This window comes from Microbacterium sp. YJN-G (assembly GCF_015040615.1).
Taxonomy (GTDB): Bacteria; Actinomycetota; Actinomycetes; order Actinomycetales; family Microbacteriaceae; genus Microbacterium.
On sequence record NZ_CP060402.1, the window covers coordinates 2462913 to 2480261 of the forward strand.

Here is a 17349-nt window from a genome sequence, read left to right on the forward strand (position 1 = left end):
GCCGCATCCCTCCCCCGTGCGAATACCACCGCAGTCATCCGAAGGTGAACGAGTACACCCGCACGCCGGGGTCGACCTCGATCGTCAGCGTGCCGGTTTCGGCGGCGCCGTCGACGACCGCGTACGAGCGGGGTGTGCCTCCGACCTCGATGGTGCGTTCGGCGCCGTCCGCATCGCGGACGGTGATCCGGCCGGTGCCGGCGAGGACCATGCGCACCTCCCCGGCACGATAGGAGAGCCGGATGCCGCCGGAGCCGGAGCCGGAGCCTGCGGGCGTCGCGTACTGAGTCTCGATCTGCCACGCGCCGCGCAGGGCGAAGCTGTCGGCGGGCTGCTGATCGGGGAACTCGAAGTCGCCGGGGCCTGCCGGGTAGCCGCCTGCGCCGCCGTAGTTGACCTCCTTCGCCGAACCGAGGAAGGTCTCGCGGGTCGTGGAGCCGACCTCGGGCGTGGAGTCGGCCACCTCGGTCGGCGCCGGAAGCGACACCTCGGGATCGGCGTCGACGAGCAGCCGGCGGATCATCTGCTCAGTCGCGGCATAGTTGCCCTCGCCGAAGGAGATGTGGCGCACCGTGCCCTCGGCGTCGATGAGATAGTGCGCCGGCCAGTATCTGTTGCGGTACGCGGTCCAGGTGGAGAGGCTGTTGTCGAGCGCGACGGGGTACTCGATCCCGAAATCGCGAGCTCCGGCGCGGACGTTCTCGGCCCGCTTCTCGAAGGCGTATTCGGGCGAGTGGATGCCGATGACCTGGAGGCCTGCATCGCGGTACGCCTCGTCCCAGGCCACGACGTGCGGGATGGAGCGCTGGCAGTTGATGCACGAGTAGGCCCAGAAGTCGATGAGCACGACCTGACCGCGCAGGTCGTCGAGGTCGATCGCACGTCCCTCCGGCGTGTTCAGCCACTGCTCGATGCCGCGGATGGCGGGGGCCGTGCCGCACTCCTCGAGCACGGTGGCGCCGTTCGTGCAGTTGTCGAGCTCACGGTTCTCGTCGGTGACCAGGCCACCGAGGTCGAGCGCGTCGCCGTGCTGCTCGGCCAGTCCCCGCTGCAGCCCGGACGTGTAATCGGGCAGCAGGCGCTGCAGCTGCTGCGGCAGGTTGAACACCAGCCCGATCGCCAGGGCGATCATCGCGATTCCCGCGGCGATGCGCAGTCCACGCTCGCGGGCGCGGAAGGCGCGGATCCGCTCGACCAGCCCACGGCCGGCGAGAGCGAAGGCGAGCAGGGGGACGGCGACCCCGACGGCGAAGGATGCCGTGAGCAGCACCGTGCCGATGCCGATCCGGCCGCTGCTTCCGGCGACGATGATCGCCGCGAGCACGGGGCCGGCGCACGGCACGAACACCGCCCCGAGCGCGAGCCCGACGCCGAAGCCCGAACCGCGGTTCTGCACCTCTCTGCGCGGGATCCACTGGAACGGCCTCTCGAGCAGCTGCTCGAGCTTCGGCACGATCAGGGCGATGCCCAGAAGCAGCAGCACGGCGATCCCGGCCCAGCGGATGACATCCTGAGGCAGGCGCAGCAGCCCCAGCAGCAGCGAGCCCAGGAGGGTGACCAGGCTGAAGCTCAGCATCAGTCCGAGGATGACCAGGTACGGCCTGCTGCGTGCCGCCGGTGCCGCCTCTCCGTCGAATCTCGCGGACTGGGCGCCGCCGGTGAGGAAGATCACCGGCAGCACGGGCAGGATGCACGGTGAGATTCCGGTGATGAGGCCGCCGAGCAGCCCGATGATGATGAGGTCCATGACCCGCCCTTCCGTCACGGGAGGTTCGGGGTCGGGGGCCGGATCGGATTGATCCGGATTCTCTCCGATCCGATTCCGGATGCGCTCCGAACAACCCTCGACGCCGCGGGAGGTCCGCGGCCCGGAACCCCGGAGGTTGAAATGCTCAGCACCAAGAAGAAGATCAGCGCCGCTCTCTCGCTCGGCCTCGCCGGCGTTCTCGTCCTGGCCGGCTGTTCGATGAGCGGCGAGCCCGAGACGCCCAAAGCGGAGCCGACGGCCCCCGAGACCTCGGAAGCAGCGCCCGAGACCATGGACCCGGCGGCGAACCTCGTCGGCCCCGGCTGCGAGGCCTATGCCGAGCAGGTTCCCGACGGTGACGGCTCGATCCAGGGCATGTCTCAGGACCCGGTCGCAGTGGCCGCGTCGAACAACCCGCTGCTCACCACGCTCGTCGCCGCGGTCAGCGGCCAGCTGAACCCCGACGTGAACCTGGTCGACACGCTCAACGGCAGCGAGTTCACCGTCTTCGCACCGGTCGACGACGCGTTCGCGGCGATCGACCCGGCGACCATCGAAGGGCTCAAGACCGACACCGACACGCTGACCTCGATCCTCACCTACCACGTGGTGCCCGGGCAGATCGAGCCGGCCGACATCGCAGGGATGCACAAGACGGTGCAGGGTGCCGAGGTCGAGGTGACCGGCTCGGGCGAGTCGTGGATGGTCGACGACGCCAACGTGATCTGCGGCGGCGTGCAGACCGCCAACGCCACGGTCTACCTCATCGACTCGGTGCTGATGCCTCCGATGCAGTGACTCCGATCCGCGTCCCATGGGAAGCGCCCGTCGATGCCCGTCGACGGGCGCTTCCCTGCGTGCGGACGCCTCCAGCCGGTGTCGGAGAGCGCAGCTATGGTCAGCGACACGACGTTCGAAAGGAGACGGATGAGCGCCGAAGATGTGCCCCCGGGGAATTCCGACATCCCGACCCACCGGTTAAAAGCCGGTTGCTCTGCCTCTGAGCTACGGGGGCAGATGCCGGATCAGAAGCGGTGCGGCACCTGCCAGAAGTCTAAACCACGGTCGGATTTCAACCGGAAGGCCGCCCGCTCGGATGGACGCACCGGGACCCGGTGGATCGGGTATGGGAGGATTCCAGAGCGGCAGGATGCTGATGCCCTGCCGACCACGGCGAACCCGGAGGAAGCATGACCGCCATGGACGACGCGCTCGCCCTCATCGACGGCTGGCCGGTCGAGAACGCCGCAGTCGCCGTGGTCTCGGCCGACGGCGCGATGCTCTCCGCCCGAGGCGATCAGCGGCGCCCCTACCGGCTGGCCTCGGTCACGAAGCTGCTCAGCGCCTACGCGGTGCTCGTCGCGATCGAGGAGGGCGTCTTCGAGCTCGACGACCCGGCCGGCCCGGAGGGGTCGACCGTGCGGCACCTGCTGGCCCACACCTCGGGCCTGGACTTCTCCGAGGACAAGGTCCGCGCCGAGCCCGGCACCCGCCGCATCTACTCCAACCGCGGCTTCCAGGTGCTCGCCGACACCCTCGCGGAGCGCTCGGGCATCCCGTTCGCCACCTACCTGCAGGAGGCCGTCTTCGCCCCGCTCGGCATGAGCGCGACGCGGCTGGAGGGCTCTGCGGGCGCCGGCGCCGTCTCCACGGCATCCGATCTCGTCCGCTTCGCCGCCGAACTGCAGCATCCTGCGCTCCTCGCCGCCGAGACCCTCCGGCTCGCGACCCAGGTCGCGTTCCCCGGCCTGGGCGGCGTGCTGCCGGGATACGGCAACCAGCGGCCGAATGACTGGGGACTCGGGTTCGAACTGCGCGACGCGAAGGACCCGCATTGGACCTCTGACGCGAACTCGCCGGCGACGTTCGGGCACTTCGGGCAGACCGGCACGTTCCTCTGGGTCGACCCGCAGGCGGGCATCGCCTGCGTCGCCCTGGCCGACCGCGACTTCGGCCCCTGGGCGATCGAGGCGTGGCCTCCCCTGTCGGATGCCGTGCTCGCGGCCGCGCGCGGCTGAACCGGCATCCTCCCCGTGTCAGCGGGGCACGTCGATGACGCGCTCGACGCCGGTCTCGCGCGCCTGCACCGTGCCGCCGGAGACGGCTGCGACCTCGGCGGCGAGCGCCGCGACGGCATCGCCCGGGGCCCACACCTCGAATCGGGCGGCGTCGTCCCACGCCGTCTCACCCAGCACCGCCTCGTGGCGTGCGACCCAGTCGCGCAGCACGTTGTCGAAGCGGCCGGCGTCGGCATGCGGCACGGGGACGACCACCTGGGCGAGCACTCGCCGGTCGACGAGCGCCGCGAGATCCAGCGCCTCGGACACTGCAGACGAGTACGCGCGCACCAGCCCGCCCGCGCCGAGCTTGATCCCGCCGAAGTAGCGCGTCACGACCGCGACGACATCGGTGAGCTCGCGGCGGCGCAGCACCTCGAGCATCGGCATCCCCGCCGTGCCGGACGGTTCGCCGTCGTCGGATGACCGGGCTCGGTCGCCGCGCAGCCCGGTGACCTGCGCGCTGCAGTTGTGCCGCGCGTCCCAGTACCGCTTCTTCACCGCCGCGATGATCTCGTCGGCCTGCTCCGACGACGACACCGGCGCCACATGCGTGAGGAACCGCGACTTGCGGATCACTAGCTCGTGGTCGACCGCCGCGGCGATCGTGGACGGATACCCGCTCACTCCGGCAGCCGCCCGATCGTACCGCTCTCGAGCTCGCCGCCGGTCAGCTCGACGAGCCGGCGCAGCGTCAGCAGGTTCCGCGCCGTTCCGGCCGTGCCGAGCGCCCGGTCGAGGACGGCCCGGGTGAGCTTCGTGCTCGCCGCCCCGCCGGTGCCGTAGTCGATCCACAGGTCCTGCCCCTGCAGGGCGACTCGCTCGCCGGGAAGCAGCTTCCCCTGCAGGGCTTGCACGGCACCGGCCTGCGGCTCGGACTCGAGGAACATGATGTGCAGCATCCTGTCGGCGGCGGCATCCGGGAACGGGTTCTCCGCCAGTGCCCGGACCAGCTCGTCGTGGGTGCGGGCGATCACGGGGGTGTCGACGTCGAAGGCCTCTCGGATCAGTGCCCGCACCTGCGCGCACACGGCGCCGAGCCCGCCAGGCCCGTCAGACCCATCGGGCCCGCCGGCTCCGTCCGGCAGATCGCACAGGACGTTGCCGCTGGCGATGTACGTGGACACCCCGGTCAGGTCGGTGCGCTCGGCCAGCAGAGCGCGCAGCTCGGCCATCGGCACGCGATTGCGGCCCGAGACGTTCACGGCGCGCAGCAGCAGCGCGCACCGCGCCGGCATCCCCTCGCCTCTCACGCGTCGGAGTCGACGGATCCGGCCGTCCCGCTCGTCGCGAGCTCCGCGCCGGCGTGTGCGAGCTCGGCGAGCGCCGCGGTGCTGGAGTCCTCGCCGACTCCCGCGACGAGGTCGGTGAGGATGCGGACGTGCATACCGTGCGCGATGGCATCGAGCGCCGACGCCCGCACGCAGTGATCGGTGGCGATGCCCACCACATCCGCCTCGGTCACCCCGCGCGCCGTGAGGATGGCGCCGACGGTCTCGCCGTCGTCGGAGACGCCCTCGAACATCGAGTAGGCAGGACGGCCCTGGCCCTTCCGCACATGATGGGTGACGGCATCCGTCGTCAGCAGCGGATCGTAGGCGGCGCCTTCGGTGCCTGCGACGCAGTGCACCGGCCACGAGTCCACGTAGTCGGGCTCGGCGGAGAAGTGCCCGCCGTTGTCGCCCTCGGCATCGTGCCAGTCGCGGGAGGCGACGATCACCGCGTACTCGCCCGCCCGGGCGGCGAGCAGTTCGGTGATGCCGGATGCTGCCGCGTCGCCTCCGGCGACCGCGAGCGCCCCGCCCTCGGTGAAGTCGTTCTGCACGTCGACGATGAGAAGTGCTCTGCTCATGCTCCGAGCGTACGCCGCGCGCGCGCATTTGACTTGCCCGCCCAGGTTGTTACCGTGGAGAGGCGGGCCGGTCACGCTCGCAGCGCTGCCGCCGTTCGCGAGCGCGCGCCCGCCTGGTGCTGATGCATCACTGGCAGGCGCGCCACGACTGCGCCTCGTCGTGAGCAGCGCCTGCGCTCCTGCCGGTTCCGTTCGGACGCTCTGCCGTCCGAGCATGCGCGCATCCCTCGACGGCGAGAGGGACGATCCGCGCGTGCCAGCTGACGAAAGGAACCGTATGCCGGCCTGCGCGAGACCCGCCCCTGACCTGCCCTTCTTCTCCCGACCTCTCAAGGCCACGCTGCCCTCCCGTTAGCGCTCTCCTGTCGCCCGCTCGCCGGCATCGATGCCGGCTTCTTCGACAAGAGAGAAAGAGAACGTGGAAAACCTGCAAACACTGGCGGGACCTGTCGTGGTCCTGCTCATGCTGCTGTTCTTCGGCGGCAGCCTGTACATGTCGTTGCGCATCCGCAAGCGCACCGAGAACGCCGACGGCTACATGACCGGCGGCGGACGCATCGGCTTCGGCATCTCGGCGGCATCCATGACCGCCACCTGGATCTGGGCGGCCTCGATGTATGCCTCGGCGACATCCGGCTACACCTACGGCATCTCGGGCCCCATCCACTACGGCCTGTGGGGCGCGCTGATGATCCTGCTGATCTACCCCTTCGGCCGCCGCATCCGCCAGGTCGCGCCCCGCGCGCACACCATCGCCGAGGTGATGTTCGCCCGCCACGGCCGCTCCAGCCAGCTCATGCTCGCCGGGTCCAACGTGCTCGGCAGCATCATCAGCCTGACCTCCAACCTCATCGCCGGCGGCGCGCTCATCTCGATGCTCTCGCCGTTCACGTTCACGCAGGGCATCATCGCCATCGGTGCGGGCGTGCTGCTGTACACGCTATGGTCGGGATTCCGCGCCTCGGTGCTCACCGACTTCGCGCAGGTGTGCGCGATGCTCGGCGCGGTGATCGTGATCATCCCGGTGGTGTTCTTCGCCGCCGGCGGTCCCGGCCTGTTCGAGGCCGGCGCCGCTCACGTGACCCCGCAGCAGGCGGACTTCTTCTCGTCCGACGCGTTCTTCAACCAGGGTGCGCCGTACATCGCCGCGGTGCTCGCCTATGCGATCGGCAACCAGACCATCGCACAGCGCCTGTTCGCCGTGCGCGAGGACCTGATCAAGAAGACGTTCATCACCGCCACCTTCGGCTACGGCGCCACGATCATCGGCATCGGGATGCTCGGGGTCATCGCCCTGTACGCGGGCATCACGCCAGCCGGCGGCGACGTGAACAACCTCATCCCGCAGATGGCCGCGACCTACCTGTCGCCGCTGCTGCTGTGCGTGTTCTTCGTGATGATCATCGGCTCGCTGTCATCCACGGCGGATGCCGACCTGACGGCCCTGTCGTCGATCGTGATGGCCGACATCTACGGCCAGAACATCGCCGGCAAGAAGAAGGCGAACCCGCGCACGATGGTGCTGATCGGCCGCATCACCATGATCGTGGCGATGGTGGCCGGGCTGGGCTTCGCGGGCAGCCAGCTGAACATCCTCGACCTGCTGGTGTTCGTCGGGGCGCTCTGGGGCGCGCTCGTGTTCCCCGTGATCGCGAGCTTCTACTGGAACCGGGTCACCAACCTCGCATTCTCGGTGTCGGTCGTGGTCGCGCTGGCCGCGTTCCTGCCCGTGCGCTTCGAGTGGATCCCGCTGGCGGGCCCGCTCGGCCTGGTCTCGGACGTGCTGGCGACGATCGGCATCGGCGTGGTGCTGGGCCTGATGGCATTCGGGTTCTTCGGCAAGCGCGTCGCGCTGATCGTGGGCACCGTCGCGACGCTGGCAGCCGCGCCGTTCTCGATCGGCTTCCTGCACACCTACCCGGTGCTGTCGGGGTCGCTGGTCGCCTACGCGGTCTCGACGATCGTGTGCGTGGCCCTCACCCTGCCGAGCAGGAAGCCCGACTTCGACTTCGACGTCATCAAGCAGCGCACCGGCGACTTCGACTCGATCGACACCGACGAGCTGAATCTCGAGCTCGCTCAGCTCACCGATGCCGAGAAGCCGCTGCCCGCCGAGAACGAGAGGAACTGACATGGACACGTCGACCATCGCACTGACCGCCTACGTGCTGGTGTGGCCGGTGATCGTGGCGGGAACGCTCACGATCATCGTCCGCGCCTTCGTGAAGGAGGCCAGGAAGGCCAAGGCGGAGGGCCGCTCGATCATCTGATCGGCGCCGCCCGCGACACGGCGAAGGGCCCGGGATGCTGCATCCCGGGCCCTTGTCTGAGCCACCTGTCAGGATCGAACTGACGGCCTTCCCATTACGAGTGGGATGCTCTACCACTGAGCTAAGGTGGCGTGCGCGGTGAACCGCGGCACGATGAACGATCCTACTATGCCGAGGCCGTCACCGCGAAACCGGGCGGCCGCTCTTCAGGCCCGGGCCGCGATCGCGGTGGCATCCGCTCCGGCGGGCAGCTCGCCGAACAGGAACCCGCCGGCCTGCTCGCCGAGCCGGGATGCGACGAACCCGTCCGCCACCGCCGCCGGTGCGTGCTGCACGAGCAGGGCACCCTGCAGTGCGAGGGCCAGTGCGCTGACCAGACCGCGGGCACGACCTTCGGGTGCAGCATCCGACCCCACCGAGCGCACCAGCGCGCGGGTGCAGTCCAAGTGCGCGTCGAGCCGGGCATCCGCGCCACGCGCCTGCGACACCTCGGCATAGAAGGCCTCGAACGCCGCCGGTTCGCGCTGCAGCGCCCGCAGCACGTCGAGGGCGATGACGTTGCCCGACCCCTCCCACACCGCCATCACGGGCTGCTCGCGGTAGCGCATCGCCAGCGGGAAGTCCTCGGTGTAGCCGTTGCCGCCCAGGCACTCCAGCGCCTCCGCCGCATGCGCGGGGCCGCGCTTGCACGCCCAGTACTTCATCACCGCGGTGCCCAGGCGCGCGAAGCCTGCATCCTGCGCTGTCGCGTCGTCATCGTAGGCGCGGGCCAGGCGCAGCGCGGCGGCGGTGACACCCTCGGCCTCGAGCTGCAGGTCAGCGATCACGCCGGTCATCGCGGGCTCGTCGATCAGCATCCGCCCGAACGCGGCGCGGTGGCGCACGTGCCAGGCCGCCTCGGCGACCGCCTGGCGCATTCCCGCCAGCGACCCGAGGATGCAGTCCAGCCGTGTGCGGGTGACCATCTCGATGATGGTGCGCACTCCGCGCCCCTCCGCACCGACCAGGTGCCCGAGCGCACCCGCGTATTCGACCTCGCTCGAGGCGTTCGACGCGTTGCCGAGCTTGTCCTTCAGCCGCATGATCTGCATCGCGTTGCGCGTGCCGTCTTCGCGCAGCCGTGGCACGAGGAAACACGACAGGCCGCCCGGTGCCTGCGCGAGCACGAGGAACGCGTCCGACATGGGCGCCGAGCAGAACCACTTGTGGCCGGTCAGTTCGTACCGGCCGCCGCCGATCGGTGTCGCGACCGTCGTGTTCGCGCGCACGTCTGATCCGCCCTGCTTCTCGGTCATCGCCATGCCGAACAGCGCGCTCGGCTTTGCGGGGATCAGGCGGCCGTCGTACGACCGCGACAGCAGCCGCGGCATCCACTCGGTCGCCAGCGCCGGATGCTGGGCGATGACGGGGACGACGGCATGCGTCATCGACACCGGGCAGGCGTGCCCTGGCTCGATCTGCGCGTACAGCATGAAGGTCGCCGCCCTGGCCACGTTCGCACCCGGACGGGGCTCGGCGAACGCCGCGGTGTGCGCGCCGTCGGCCACGGCCGCCGAGATGATGCGGTGATAGGCGGGGTCGTAGTCCACCTCGTCGATGCGATGACCCCAGCGGTCATGCGTGCGCAGCTCGGGCTTGCTCCGGTGGGCGCGGCGCGCGTCGTGCTGGAACTCCTCGGTGCCTACGCGGATGCCGGTGGCGTGCAGCGCCTCATCCGCCCAACCGGTGTCGTATCGCGCGACGCCCTCGACGAGGGCGGTGTTGGCCGCGTACTCGTCGATGTCCACGCGGGCGGGCGCCTGGTTGACGACCGCGTGGGTGCTCATCCCCGGCTCCGGGAACCCGGGTCGGATGCCGCAGGCGCGCCGACCGCGCGCAGGCACAGTGCGGTGATCGCCGCGACGACGGCATCCGGATCGTCCTGTTCGATCGGGACGGGCGCGATCGGGCCGGTCAGCGCCTCGCCGATCGCCCCGACGAGTCCCGCGGCGGTGATGCGGGCATCCTGGGCGGGGAATTCGCCGTCGCGCACTCCCTGCGTGACGATGTCGGTGAGGATGCCGACGTACCCGCGCCGGTAGGCGAGTCGTTCTTCGTTGATCGCCCGGCCGACGGGCTCGGCCAGCAGCGCCCACGCCAGCCGTCCGCCGCGCAGCGCGCGGGTCGCGAAGGTCTCGATGAGAGCGACCAGGCGGCCGGTGGCATCCCCGGGTTCGGCGGTCGTGATCGCCTGGTCGACCGCTGCCATCTCGGCGCCCGCGCAGCGGCGGAACACCTCGGCGAGCAGTTCTTCGAGTCCCGCGGCGTAGCTGTACAGCAGCCCGGCGCTCATCCCCGCCCGTGCCGTGACGGCCTTGACCGACGCCGCTCCGAAACCCGAGTCGCGCACGATGGCGGTGGCCGCCTCGACCAGCTCCTCGCGCCGGTCCGCCTCACGATGATGTGACATCCGCGCCTCCTCGCACCGGATCATCCGACACCGGAATTGAATCACGGTTCAATCAGGCGCGGCAACGCCGCGTCGTCGCCCAGCGGCTGCCGGTCAGCGTTCAGCCGGCCTGCCGCGACTCACTCGCAGCGCAGGCCGTCCTCCGGCACGGTTCCGTCGATGAGGAACTGCTCGACCGCGTCATCCACGCAGGCGCTGCCCTTGTTGTAGCCGGTGTGGCCCTCGCCCACGCGCGTGACGAGCACGCCGTTCTCGAGCTGCTCGGCGAGCGACTCGGACCACTGGTACGGCGTGGCCGGGTCGTTCGTGGTGCCGACGACGACGATCGGGCCCGAGCCGGATGCCGCGATCGCCTCGCGCACGCCGACCGGCGGGTACGGCCACACCTCGCACGGGTCGGGCCCCTGCCAGTACGGGGCGAAGGTGGGCGCCTTCTCCTCCAGCACCTTCAGCGCCGCGTCCTCGGCGGCCTTGTCGTCCTCGACGGGGTAGTCCATGCAGTTGTAGGCGCGGAACGCCTCGGCCGAGTTGTCGAGGTAGGTGCCGTCGGTATCGCGCGCGTTGTAGGTGTCGGCGAGCGCGAACATCACCGACGCGTCGCCCTGCAGCGCCGCGGTGAGCCCCTGGGTCAGATACGGCCAGCTCTGCTGGCTGTACATCGCGGTGATCACGCCGGTGACCATGGTGTCGACGGTGAGCATCCGGCCGTCGGCGTTCGGCAGCGGGTCGCGCGCGACGGTCGCGAGCAGGGCGCGGAAGTCGGCCAGCGCGTCGTCGACGGTGCCGTTGAACGGGCACTCACCCGTGTCGAGACAGTCAGCGAGATAGGCCCGCAGGGCCGATTCGAAGCCGATCGCCTGCGTCATCCCGACCTCGAGGCCGGGGACCGCGGGGTCGATGGCGCCGTCGAGCACCAGGCGCTGCGCCCGCTCGGGGTACAGCTTGGCGTAGGTGGCACCGAGGAAGGTGCCGTACGAGAACCCGATGTAATTCAGGGTGGTGTCACCGAGCACCGCACGGATCAGGTCCATGTCGCGGGCGGAGTTCACCGTGGTGATGTGCGGCAGGATGCCGCCGCTGTTCGCCTCGCAGGCATCGGCGTACGCCTGGTTGCGGGCGGTGAGCTCGGCCTCCCACTCGGGGGTGTTGCGCGGTTCGTCGATGACGCCGTAGTTGTACTCGTCCATCGCCTCGTCATCCAGGCACTGCACGGCCGTGGAGCGGCCGACGCCGCGAGGGTCGAAGCCGATCACGTCGAAGTTCTCGATCAGCTCGGGGCCGACCGCGTAGGTCAGGCTGTCGGCGACGAAGTCGAAGCCGCTGCCGCCAGGGCCACCCGGATTGATGAGCAGAGACCCCTGGTGCTGACCGGTCGCCTGGTGGCGCACGATCGCCAGCGAGATCTCGCCGTCGGCCGGGTTCTCCCAGTCCAGCGGTGCGGTGACGTCGGTGCAGTCGAATCCGGCGCCGCACGATTCCCAGGTCAGCTCCTGGGAGTAGTACGGCAGCAGCTCTTCGCTGACCCCGTCCGCGTCGGGTGTGCGCGTCACCGAGGCGGGCGCGTCGGGGATCTGTGCGTACAGGCAGCCGGTGAGGGCCACGGCGGCCGCCGCCAGCCCCGCCAGCACGGTCATCGTTCGGCGCGCACGGCGCCCTGCTCGGTGGATCACGGGGTCCTTCCGCTGGAGATGGTCACCAGAAGACTCTCGGTCGCCAGCAGCGGCGCGACATTGCGCTCCAGCGACTCGCGGGTGCCGGCGATGGCGTCGAGGGCGATGAGGGTGCGCTCGATCGGCCAGGCTGCGGCCACGGCGTCGAGCTCGGCGCGCAGCTCGCGGTTGATCAGCTCGCCGTCGCGGCCGAACTGCAGCATGACCACGTCGCGGTACAGCGACTGCAGGTCGGTGAGCACGCGATCGATGCCGTCGCGCAGGCTGCGGGTGGCGCGCTTGCGCTGATCGTCCTCGAGGGCGGAGATCTGCGACCGCAGCGCCGGAGGCACCGCCTGCCCATCGGCCACCCCGACCGTGCGCAGCAGGGCGGCCCGCTCGGCGGCGTCGCGCTCGGCGGTCAGCGCCTTGGCGTCGTCGGTGGCGGCCTGGATGATCTGGCCCGCGACCTCGACGGCCGTGCCGACACCGCGGACTCCGAGTACGGCGCGCAGTGTGTCGTCCCGGCGCCGTCTAGCCGCGTCGTCGGTGGCGAGGCGCTGCGCCATGCCGATGTGCCGCTGCGCGTGGCGGGCGGCCTGCTCGGCGGTGGCGTCGTCGACGCCCGTGCGCAGGGTGATCAGTCGGGCGACGTCGTCGACTTCGGGCTCGCGCAGGCGCAGCGCGCGCACGCGCGAGCGGATGGTCGGCAGCAGATCGGCCTCACTCGGGGCGCACAGCACCCAGACGGTCTGCTCTGGCGGCTCCTCGAGCGCCTTCAGCAGCACATTGGAGGTGCGCTCGACCATGCGATCGGCATCCTCGACGACGATGACGCGGTACCGGCCGGCGGACGGGGCGAAGTACGACCGCTCGACGAGCGCGCGTGCCTCGGCGATCGTGATGATGACCTTGTCGGTGCGCAGCGCGGTGACGTCGGGGTGGGTGCCGGCGAGCACCTGACGCATGACGGCCTCGTCACCCGGATGCTCGGCGACGAGCGCCGCGGCGAACGCGTGCGCGAGCGTCGACCGGCCGGAGCCAGGCGGCCCGGTGATCAGCCAGGCGTGCGAGAGCGCGGCCGGATCGGATGCCGCGTGCCGCAGCGTCTCGACGGCGGCATCCTGCCCCCACACCTCGCTCCACGGGAACGGAGCGAGCTGCGTGGTGGTCATGGGGTACAGCCTATCCGCGGCATCCGACGCCCCGTCGCTATGCCCCTCTCCCCACACGCCGAAACCCCTCGTGAGTGTCCACACCCCTCATGAATCGCGCAAATCACGAGGGGTCTCGACAACCAGGAGGGGTTTCGGCGGAGGTGGGGGAAGGGTCAGAGGAGGGGTGTGATGCGGGTGCGGACGAGTTCGGCGATCTGCTTGGGGGGCAGCGTCGCGTCGATGGTGAGGAAGCGTCCGGGCTCGGCGTCGGCCAGCCGCAGGTAGGCATCGCGCACGCGGGCGTGGAACTCCTCCTTCTCGGCCTCCAGCCGGTCGAACGGCTTGTCGTCCGCGTCGAGCCGATGCCGCGCCGCGGCCGGGTCGATGTCGAGCAGCACCGTCACGTCGGGCAGTGCGCCTTCGGTCGCCCACAGCGACAGGTCGCGCACCTGCACGGCATCCAGCACCCGTCCCGCACCCTGGTACGCGACCGACGAGTCGAGATAGCGGTCCTGGATGACCACATCGCCGCGTTCGAGTGCCGGGCGGACCACCGTGGCCACGTGATGCGCACGGTCGGCCGCGTACAGCAGCGCCTCGGCGCGCGGGGCGATCTCACCGCGGTGGTGCAGGACGATGTCGCGGATCAGCGTGCCGACCTCGGAGCCGCCCGGTTCGCGGGTGTGAAGCACAGTGCGTCCCTGGCCTGAGAGCCACTCCGCCAGCAGCGCGGCCTGGGTGGTCTTGCCCGAGCCGTCACCGCCCTCCAGGGTGACCCAGAGACCGTTGGTCACGACGAAGTCTGCTTCTTCGCCGCGGCGTTGGCCGCGCGGGTCGCCGCCGCCTTCTTGGCTGCGGCCGAGCGGGCCGCTGCCTTTTCGGCATCCGTCGCCGCCGCCTTCTTGGCAGGTGCCTTCTTGGCGGGCGCCTTCTTGGCGGGCGCCTTCTTCGTCGCGGCGGCCTTGGTCGTCGTGGCCTTCTTCGCACCCGCGCGACCGCGCTTGGGTGCGGGCCCCTTGGCGCGCTTGTCGGCGAGCATCTGCACGGCGATCTCGAAGGTGATGTCGTCGGGTGTCTGCCCGCGCGGGATCGTGACGTTGGTCTCGCCATCGGTCACGTAGGCCCCGAACCGGCCGTCGCGGATGCGGATGGGCTTGCCGCTGACCGGGTCGGCGTCGAACTCGGCAAGCGCACTGGATGCCTTGCGGGCACCGTACTTCGGCTGCGCGTACAGTTCGAGCGCCTTCTCGAGGGTCACGTCGAAGATCTGCGATTCGCTCTCCAGCGACCGCGAGTCGGTGCCCTTCTTCAGGTACGGCCCGAAGCGGCCGTTCTGCGCGGTGATCTCCTCACCGGAATCGGGGTCCTTGCCGACCACGCGGGGCAGGCTGAGCAGCTGCAGGGCTGTGTCGAGGTCGATGGTGTCGACCGACATCGAGCGGAACAGGGATGCCGTGCGCGGCTTGGGAGCCGCCTCCTTCTTCGCGCCTCGCTTGGGCTTGGGCGCCACGACCTCGCCGGTGGTCTCGTCGACGGCATCCTCGTCGGAGACCGGGTCGTTCTCCTGCACGTACGGGCCGAACCGGCCGTCCTTGACGATGACGACCTTGCCGTTCTCGGGGTTCTCGCCGAGAACCCGGTCGCCGGCCACGGGCGCGTCGATGAGCTCCTGCGCCTTCTCGGCGGTGAGCTCGTCCGGGGCGAGATCCTCCGGCACGTTGACGATGCGGGGCTTGGCCTCGGGGTCGGCGGGGTCGACGACCTCGAGGTAGGGCCCGTACTTGCCGAAGCGCAGCGTGGCGGTGTCGGTGATGCGGGTGGAGTTCAGGGCGCGGGCGTCGATCTCGCCGAGATTGTCGACCACCTGGCGCAGTCCGACCTGCGAGTCGGAGCCGTAGTAGAAGGACTTCAGCCACTCCACCCGGTTCTGCTCGCCGCGTGCGATCGCGTCGAGGTCGTCCTCGAGCGCCGCGGTGAAGTCGTAGTCGATCAGGTCGGCGAAGTGCTGCTCGAGCAGACGGACGACGCTGAACGCGAGCCACGTGGGCACCAGCGCCTGGCCGCGCTTGGTGGCGTATCCGCGGTCGATGACGGTGCCGATGATGCTGGCGAAGGTCGACGGACGGCCGATGCCGTGCTCCTCGAGCGCCTTCACCAGCGACGCCTCGGTGTAGCGGGGCTTCGGGGTGGTGCGGTGGCCCTTGGCCGCGGCATCCGACACCGCCAGCCGGTCGCCGACGGCGACGGCGGGCAGCGACTGGTTCTCGGCGGAGTCCTGCGCGTTGCGCTTCTCGTCGCGCCCCTCTTCGTAGGCCTCGAGGAAGCCCTTGAAGGTGTAGACGGTTCCGGATGCCGTGAACTCGAGCTTCTTGCCTGCCGCAGCCACCTCGATGGTCACCGTGGTGGTCTCGTACTTGGCGTCGGCCATCTGGCTGGCGACGGTGCGCTTCCAGATGAGGTCGTAGAGGCGCTGCTCCTCGCGGTCGAGGCCGGAGGCCACCGACGCCGGGGTGCGGAAGGTCTCGCCGGAGGGGCGGATGGCCTCGTGCGCCTCCTGCGCGTTCTTGCTCTTGGACTTGTAGACGCGGGGTTTCAGGGGCACCGCGGCGTCGCCGTAGAGCGCGACGGCCTGGCTGCGCGCGGCCTGGACGGCCTGCGTGCTCAGCGCCGTCGAGTCGGTGCGCATATAGGTGATGTACCCCTTCTCGTAGAGGCGCTGGGCGACGCTCATCGCCTGCTTCGCGCTCATCGAGAGCTTGCGTCCGGCCTCCTGCTGCATGGTGGAGGTGGTGAAGGGCGCGTAGGGGCTGCGGGTGCCGGGCTTGGCCTCGACCTTGCTGACGGTGCCGGTGGCTGCGGCGTCGACCGCGGTGGCGAGGGCTGTCGCGTCGGCCTCGGAGAGCACGACGACGGCCTTCTTGAGCTTTCCGGTGTCGTCGAAGTCGGTGCCCCGGGCGAGCTGTCCGCCGTCGACGCGCACCAGGCGCACGCCGAACGCCTGCCCCTGAGCGCTCGCGGACGAGGCCGCCTGCGCTTCGACGTCCCAGTACTCCGCCGAGACGAAGGCCATCCGCTCTCGCTCGCGGTCGACGATCATGCGGGTGGCCGCGGACTGCACGCGCCCGGCCGACAGGCCCGACTTGACCTTGTACCAGAGCACGGGAGAGACGTCCCAGCCGTAGAGCCGGTCGAGGATGCGACGGGTCTCCTGCGCGTCGACGAGCGCGAGATCCAGGTCGCGGGTGCGGCCGACGGCCGCCTGGATGGCGTCCTTGGTGATCTCGTGGAAGACCATCCGCTTGACGGGGACCTTCGGCTTGAGGGTCTCGAGAAGGTGCCACGCGATGGCCTCGCCCTCGCGGTCCTCATCGGTGGCGAGCAGGACCTCGTCGGCGGTCTTCAGCGCGCGCTTGAGCTCGGCGACGGTCTTGGTCTTGCGGTCGGAGACGACGTAGTAGGGGTCGAAGCCGTTCTCGACGTCGATCGAGTACTTCCCGTACGCCTGCTTGTCGGCGGCGGGGATGTCCTTCTTGTCGGCGAGGTCGCGGATATGGCCGACCGAGCTCAGCACCTCGTAGCCGTCGCCGAGGTACCCCTGAATCGACCGCATCTTCGTCGGGGACTCGACGATGACGAGCTTCTTGCCTTGTGCCAAGAGTGCGTCCTTTCTCCGAAGCACACCATACACACCGCCGTCCTGGAGGAGTCACAGGGTCACAGGGTCCACGGGGACGCGAGGTCTTCGGATGCCGGAGGGGACGGCGGCGAGGGATCATCGTCACCTCATCCCCCGGGTTGCCTTGCACGGGCGCGGGATGCGGCGACCAGACCAGCGTACGCGCTGCGCACCTCGACGGTCGCCGCGAAGTCGTCGAGAGTGCACGCGGACAGGCGTCCGCCGGCCGCCGCGGCGACCCGCGCGGCGAGCGCGCAGGGCTCCTCGCCGGTGACGATCGCGCCGGAGGCCGCGTCGGCGGCGGCCAGGGCGGCGGCATCGGCGGCCCCTGCTGTGCGCTGGGCGGTGACGGCCGCACCGCCCACGGCCGCAAGGCCCAGCGACAGGCTCGCGGCGACGGTCAGGATGCCGGCGGCCAGTGCGGTGCCCGCCATGATGGTCCTCCTCTCTCTTCCGGGATTCTCTGTTCGGGGATGCTCTGTTCGGGGATGC

Annotated in this window: 15 protein-coding genes and 2 tRNA genes; 4 read left to right on the top strand and 13 right to left on the bottom strand. The window is 70.3% G+C overall.

Annotated features, from left to right (window positions below; genetic code table 11):
* Positions 1-34: 34 nt before the first annotated feature.
* Positions 35-1747, bottom strand: a complete 1713-nt coding sequence (locus tag H7694_RS11830) for a cytochrome c biogenesis protein DipZ (protein WP_193596690.1) — start codon at positions 1745-1747, stop codon at positions 35-37.
* 141 nt (positions 1748-1888) lie between these two features.
* Between H7694_RS11830 and H7694_RS11835 the strand changes: the two genes are divergently transcribed.
* Positions 1889-2545 carry a fasciclin domain-containing protein gene (locus tag H7694_RS11835; protein WP_193596691.1) on the top strand — a complete coding sequence of 219 codons (657 nt, stop codon included), beginning with the start codon at positions 1889-1891 and terminating at the stop codon, positions 2543-2545.
* 145 nt (positions 2546-2690) lie between these two features.
* On the opposite strand, the gene H7694_RS11840 is transcribed toward H7694_RS11835, so the two are convergent.
* Positions 2691-2762, bottom strand: a tRNA-Lys gene (locus tag H7694_RS11840).
* Positions 2763-2937: 175 nt separating this feature from the next.
* Between H7694_RS11840 and H7694_RS11845 the strand changes: the two genes are divergently transcribed.
* Positions 2938-3765: a serine hydrolase domain-containing protein gene (locus H7694_RS11845; RefSeq protein ID WP_227468091.1), complete on the top strand. Its 828-nt coding sequence runs from the start codon at positions 2938-2940 to the stop codon at positions 3763-3765.
* 18 nt (positions 3766-3783) lie between these two features.
* Here H7694_RS11845 and H7694_RS11850 read toward each other — a convergent pair whose 3' ends face one another.
* Genes H7694_RS11850 through H7694_RS11860 form a run of 3 tightly spaced genes read right to left on the bottom strand, consistent with a single transcriptional unit; the run spans position 3784 to position 5656 of the window.
* Positions 3784-4431: an IMPACT family protein gene (locus H7694_RS11850; RefSeq protein WP_193596692.1), complete on the bottom strand. Its 648-nt coding sequence runs from the start codon at positions 4429-4431 to the stop codon at positions 3784-3786.
* Positions 4428-5057 carry a DUF1697 domain-containing protein gene (locus H7694_RS11855; protein WP_227468092.1) on the bottom strand — a complete coding sequence of 210 codons (630 nt, stop codon included), beginning with the start codon at positions 5055-5057 and terminating at the stop codon, positions 4428-4430. The genes H7694_RS11850 and H7694_RS11855 overlap by 4 nt, the downstream gene beginning before the upstream one ends.
* Positions 5054-5656 carry an isochorismatase family protein gene (locus H7694_RS11860; RefSeq protein WP_193596694.1) on the bottom strand — a complete coding sequence of 201 codons (603 nt, stop codon included), beginning with the start codon at positions 5654-5656 and terminating at the stop codon, positions 5054-5056. Before H7694_RS11860 ends, H7694_RS11855 begins: the two co-directional genes overlap by 4 nt.
* 463 nt (positions 5657-6119) lie before the next feature.
* On the opposite strand from H7694_RS11860, the gene H7694_RS11865 reads away from it, so the two are divergent.
* Both H7694_RS11865 and H7694_RS11870 read left to right on the top strand, forming a co-directional pair.
* Complete coding sequence (locus H7694_RS11865) at positions 6120-7787, top strand: sodium:solute symporter family protein (RefSeq protein ID WP_227468393.1); 1668 nt, start codon at positions 6120-6122, stop codon at positions 7785-7787.
* 1 nt (position 7788) lies between these two features.
* Entirely contained in the window at positions 7789-7926 is a 138-nt protein-coding gene (locus H7694_RS11870; protein WP_193596696.1) for a putative transporter small subunit, read from the top strand.
* Between the two features lie 59 nt (positions 7927-7985).
* On the opposite strand, the gene H7694_RS11875 is transcribed toward H7694_RS11870, so the two are convergent.
* The 8 genes from H7694_RS11875 to H7694_RS11910 form a co-directional block, all read right to left on the bottom strand.
* A tRNA-Thr gene (locus tag H7694_RS11875) sits at positions 7986-8057 on the bottom strand.
* Between the two features lie 75 nt (positions 8058-8132).
* Entirely contained in the window at positions 8133-9752 is a 1620-nt protein-coding gene (locus H7694_RS11880; RefSeq protein WP_193596697.1) for an acyl-CoA dehydrogenase family protein, read from the bottom strand.
* A complete protein-coding gene (locus H7694_RS11885; RefSeq protein WP_193596698.1) occupies positions 9749-10375 on the bottom strand; it encodes a TetR/AcrR family transcriptional regulator in 627 nt (208 codons plus the stop codon). The genes H7694_RS11880 and H7694_RS11885 overlap by 4 nt, the downstream gene beginning before the upstream one ends.
* Positions 10376-10494: 119 nt before the next feature.
* Entirely contained in the window at positions 10495-12009 is a 1515-nt protein-coding gene (locus tag H7694_RS11890) for an alpha/beta hydrolase (protein ID WP_193596699.1), read from the bottom strand.
* Positions 12010-12041: 32 nt separating this feature from the next.
* Entirely contained in the window at positions 12042-13199 is a 1158-nt protein-coding gene (locus tag H7694_RS11895) for a DNA polymerase III subunit delta' (protein ID WP_193596700.1), read from the bottom strand.
* Positions 13200-13354: 155 nt separating this feature from the next.
* Positions 13355-13975 carry a dTMP kinase gene (tmk, locus tag H7694_RS11900; RefSeq protein ID WP_193596701.1) on the bottom strand — a complete coding sequence of 207 codons (621 nt, stop codon included), beginning with the start codon at positions 13973-13975 and terminating at the stop codon, positions 13355-13357.
* Positions 13972-16836 (bottom strand): type I DNA topoisomerase, encoded by a 2865-nt coding sequence (topA, locus tag H7694_RS11905; protein ID WP_193596702.1) that lies wholly within the window; start codon positions 16834-16836, stop codon positions 13972-13974. Before topA ends, tmk begins: the two co-directional genes overlap by 4 nt.
* A gap of 128 nt (positions 16837-16964) precedes the next feature.
* Positions 16965-17291: a helicase gene (locus H7694_RS11910; RefSeq protein ID WP_193596703.1), complete on the bottom strand. Its 327-nt coding sequence runs from the start codon at positions 17289-17291 to the stop codon at positions 16965-16967.
* Positions 17292-17349 lie beyond the last annotated feature (58 nt).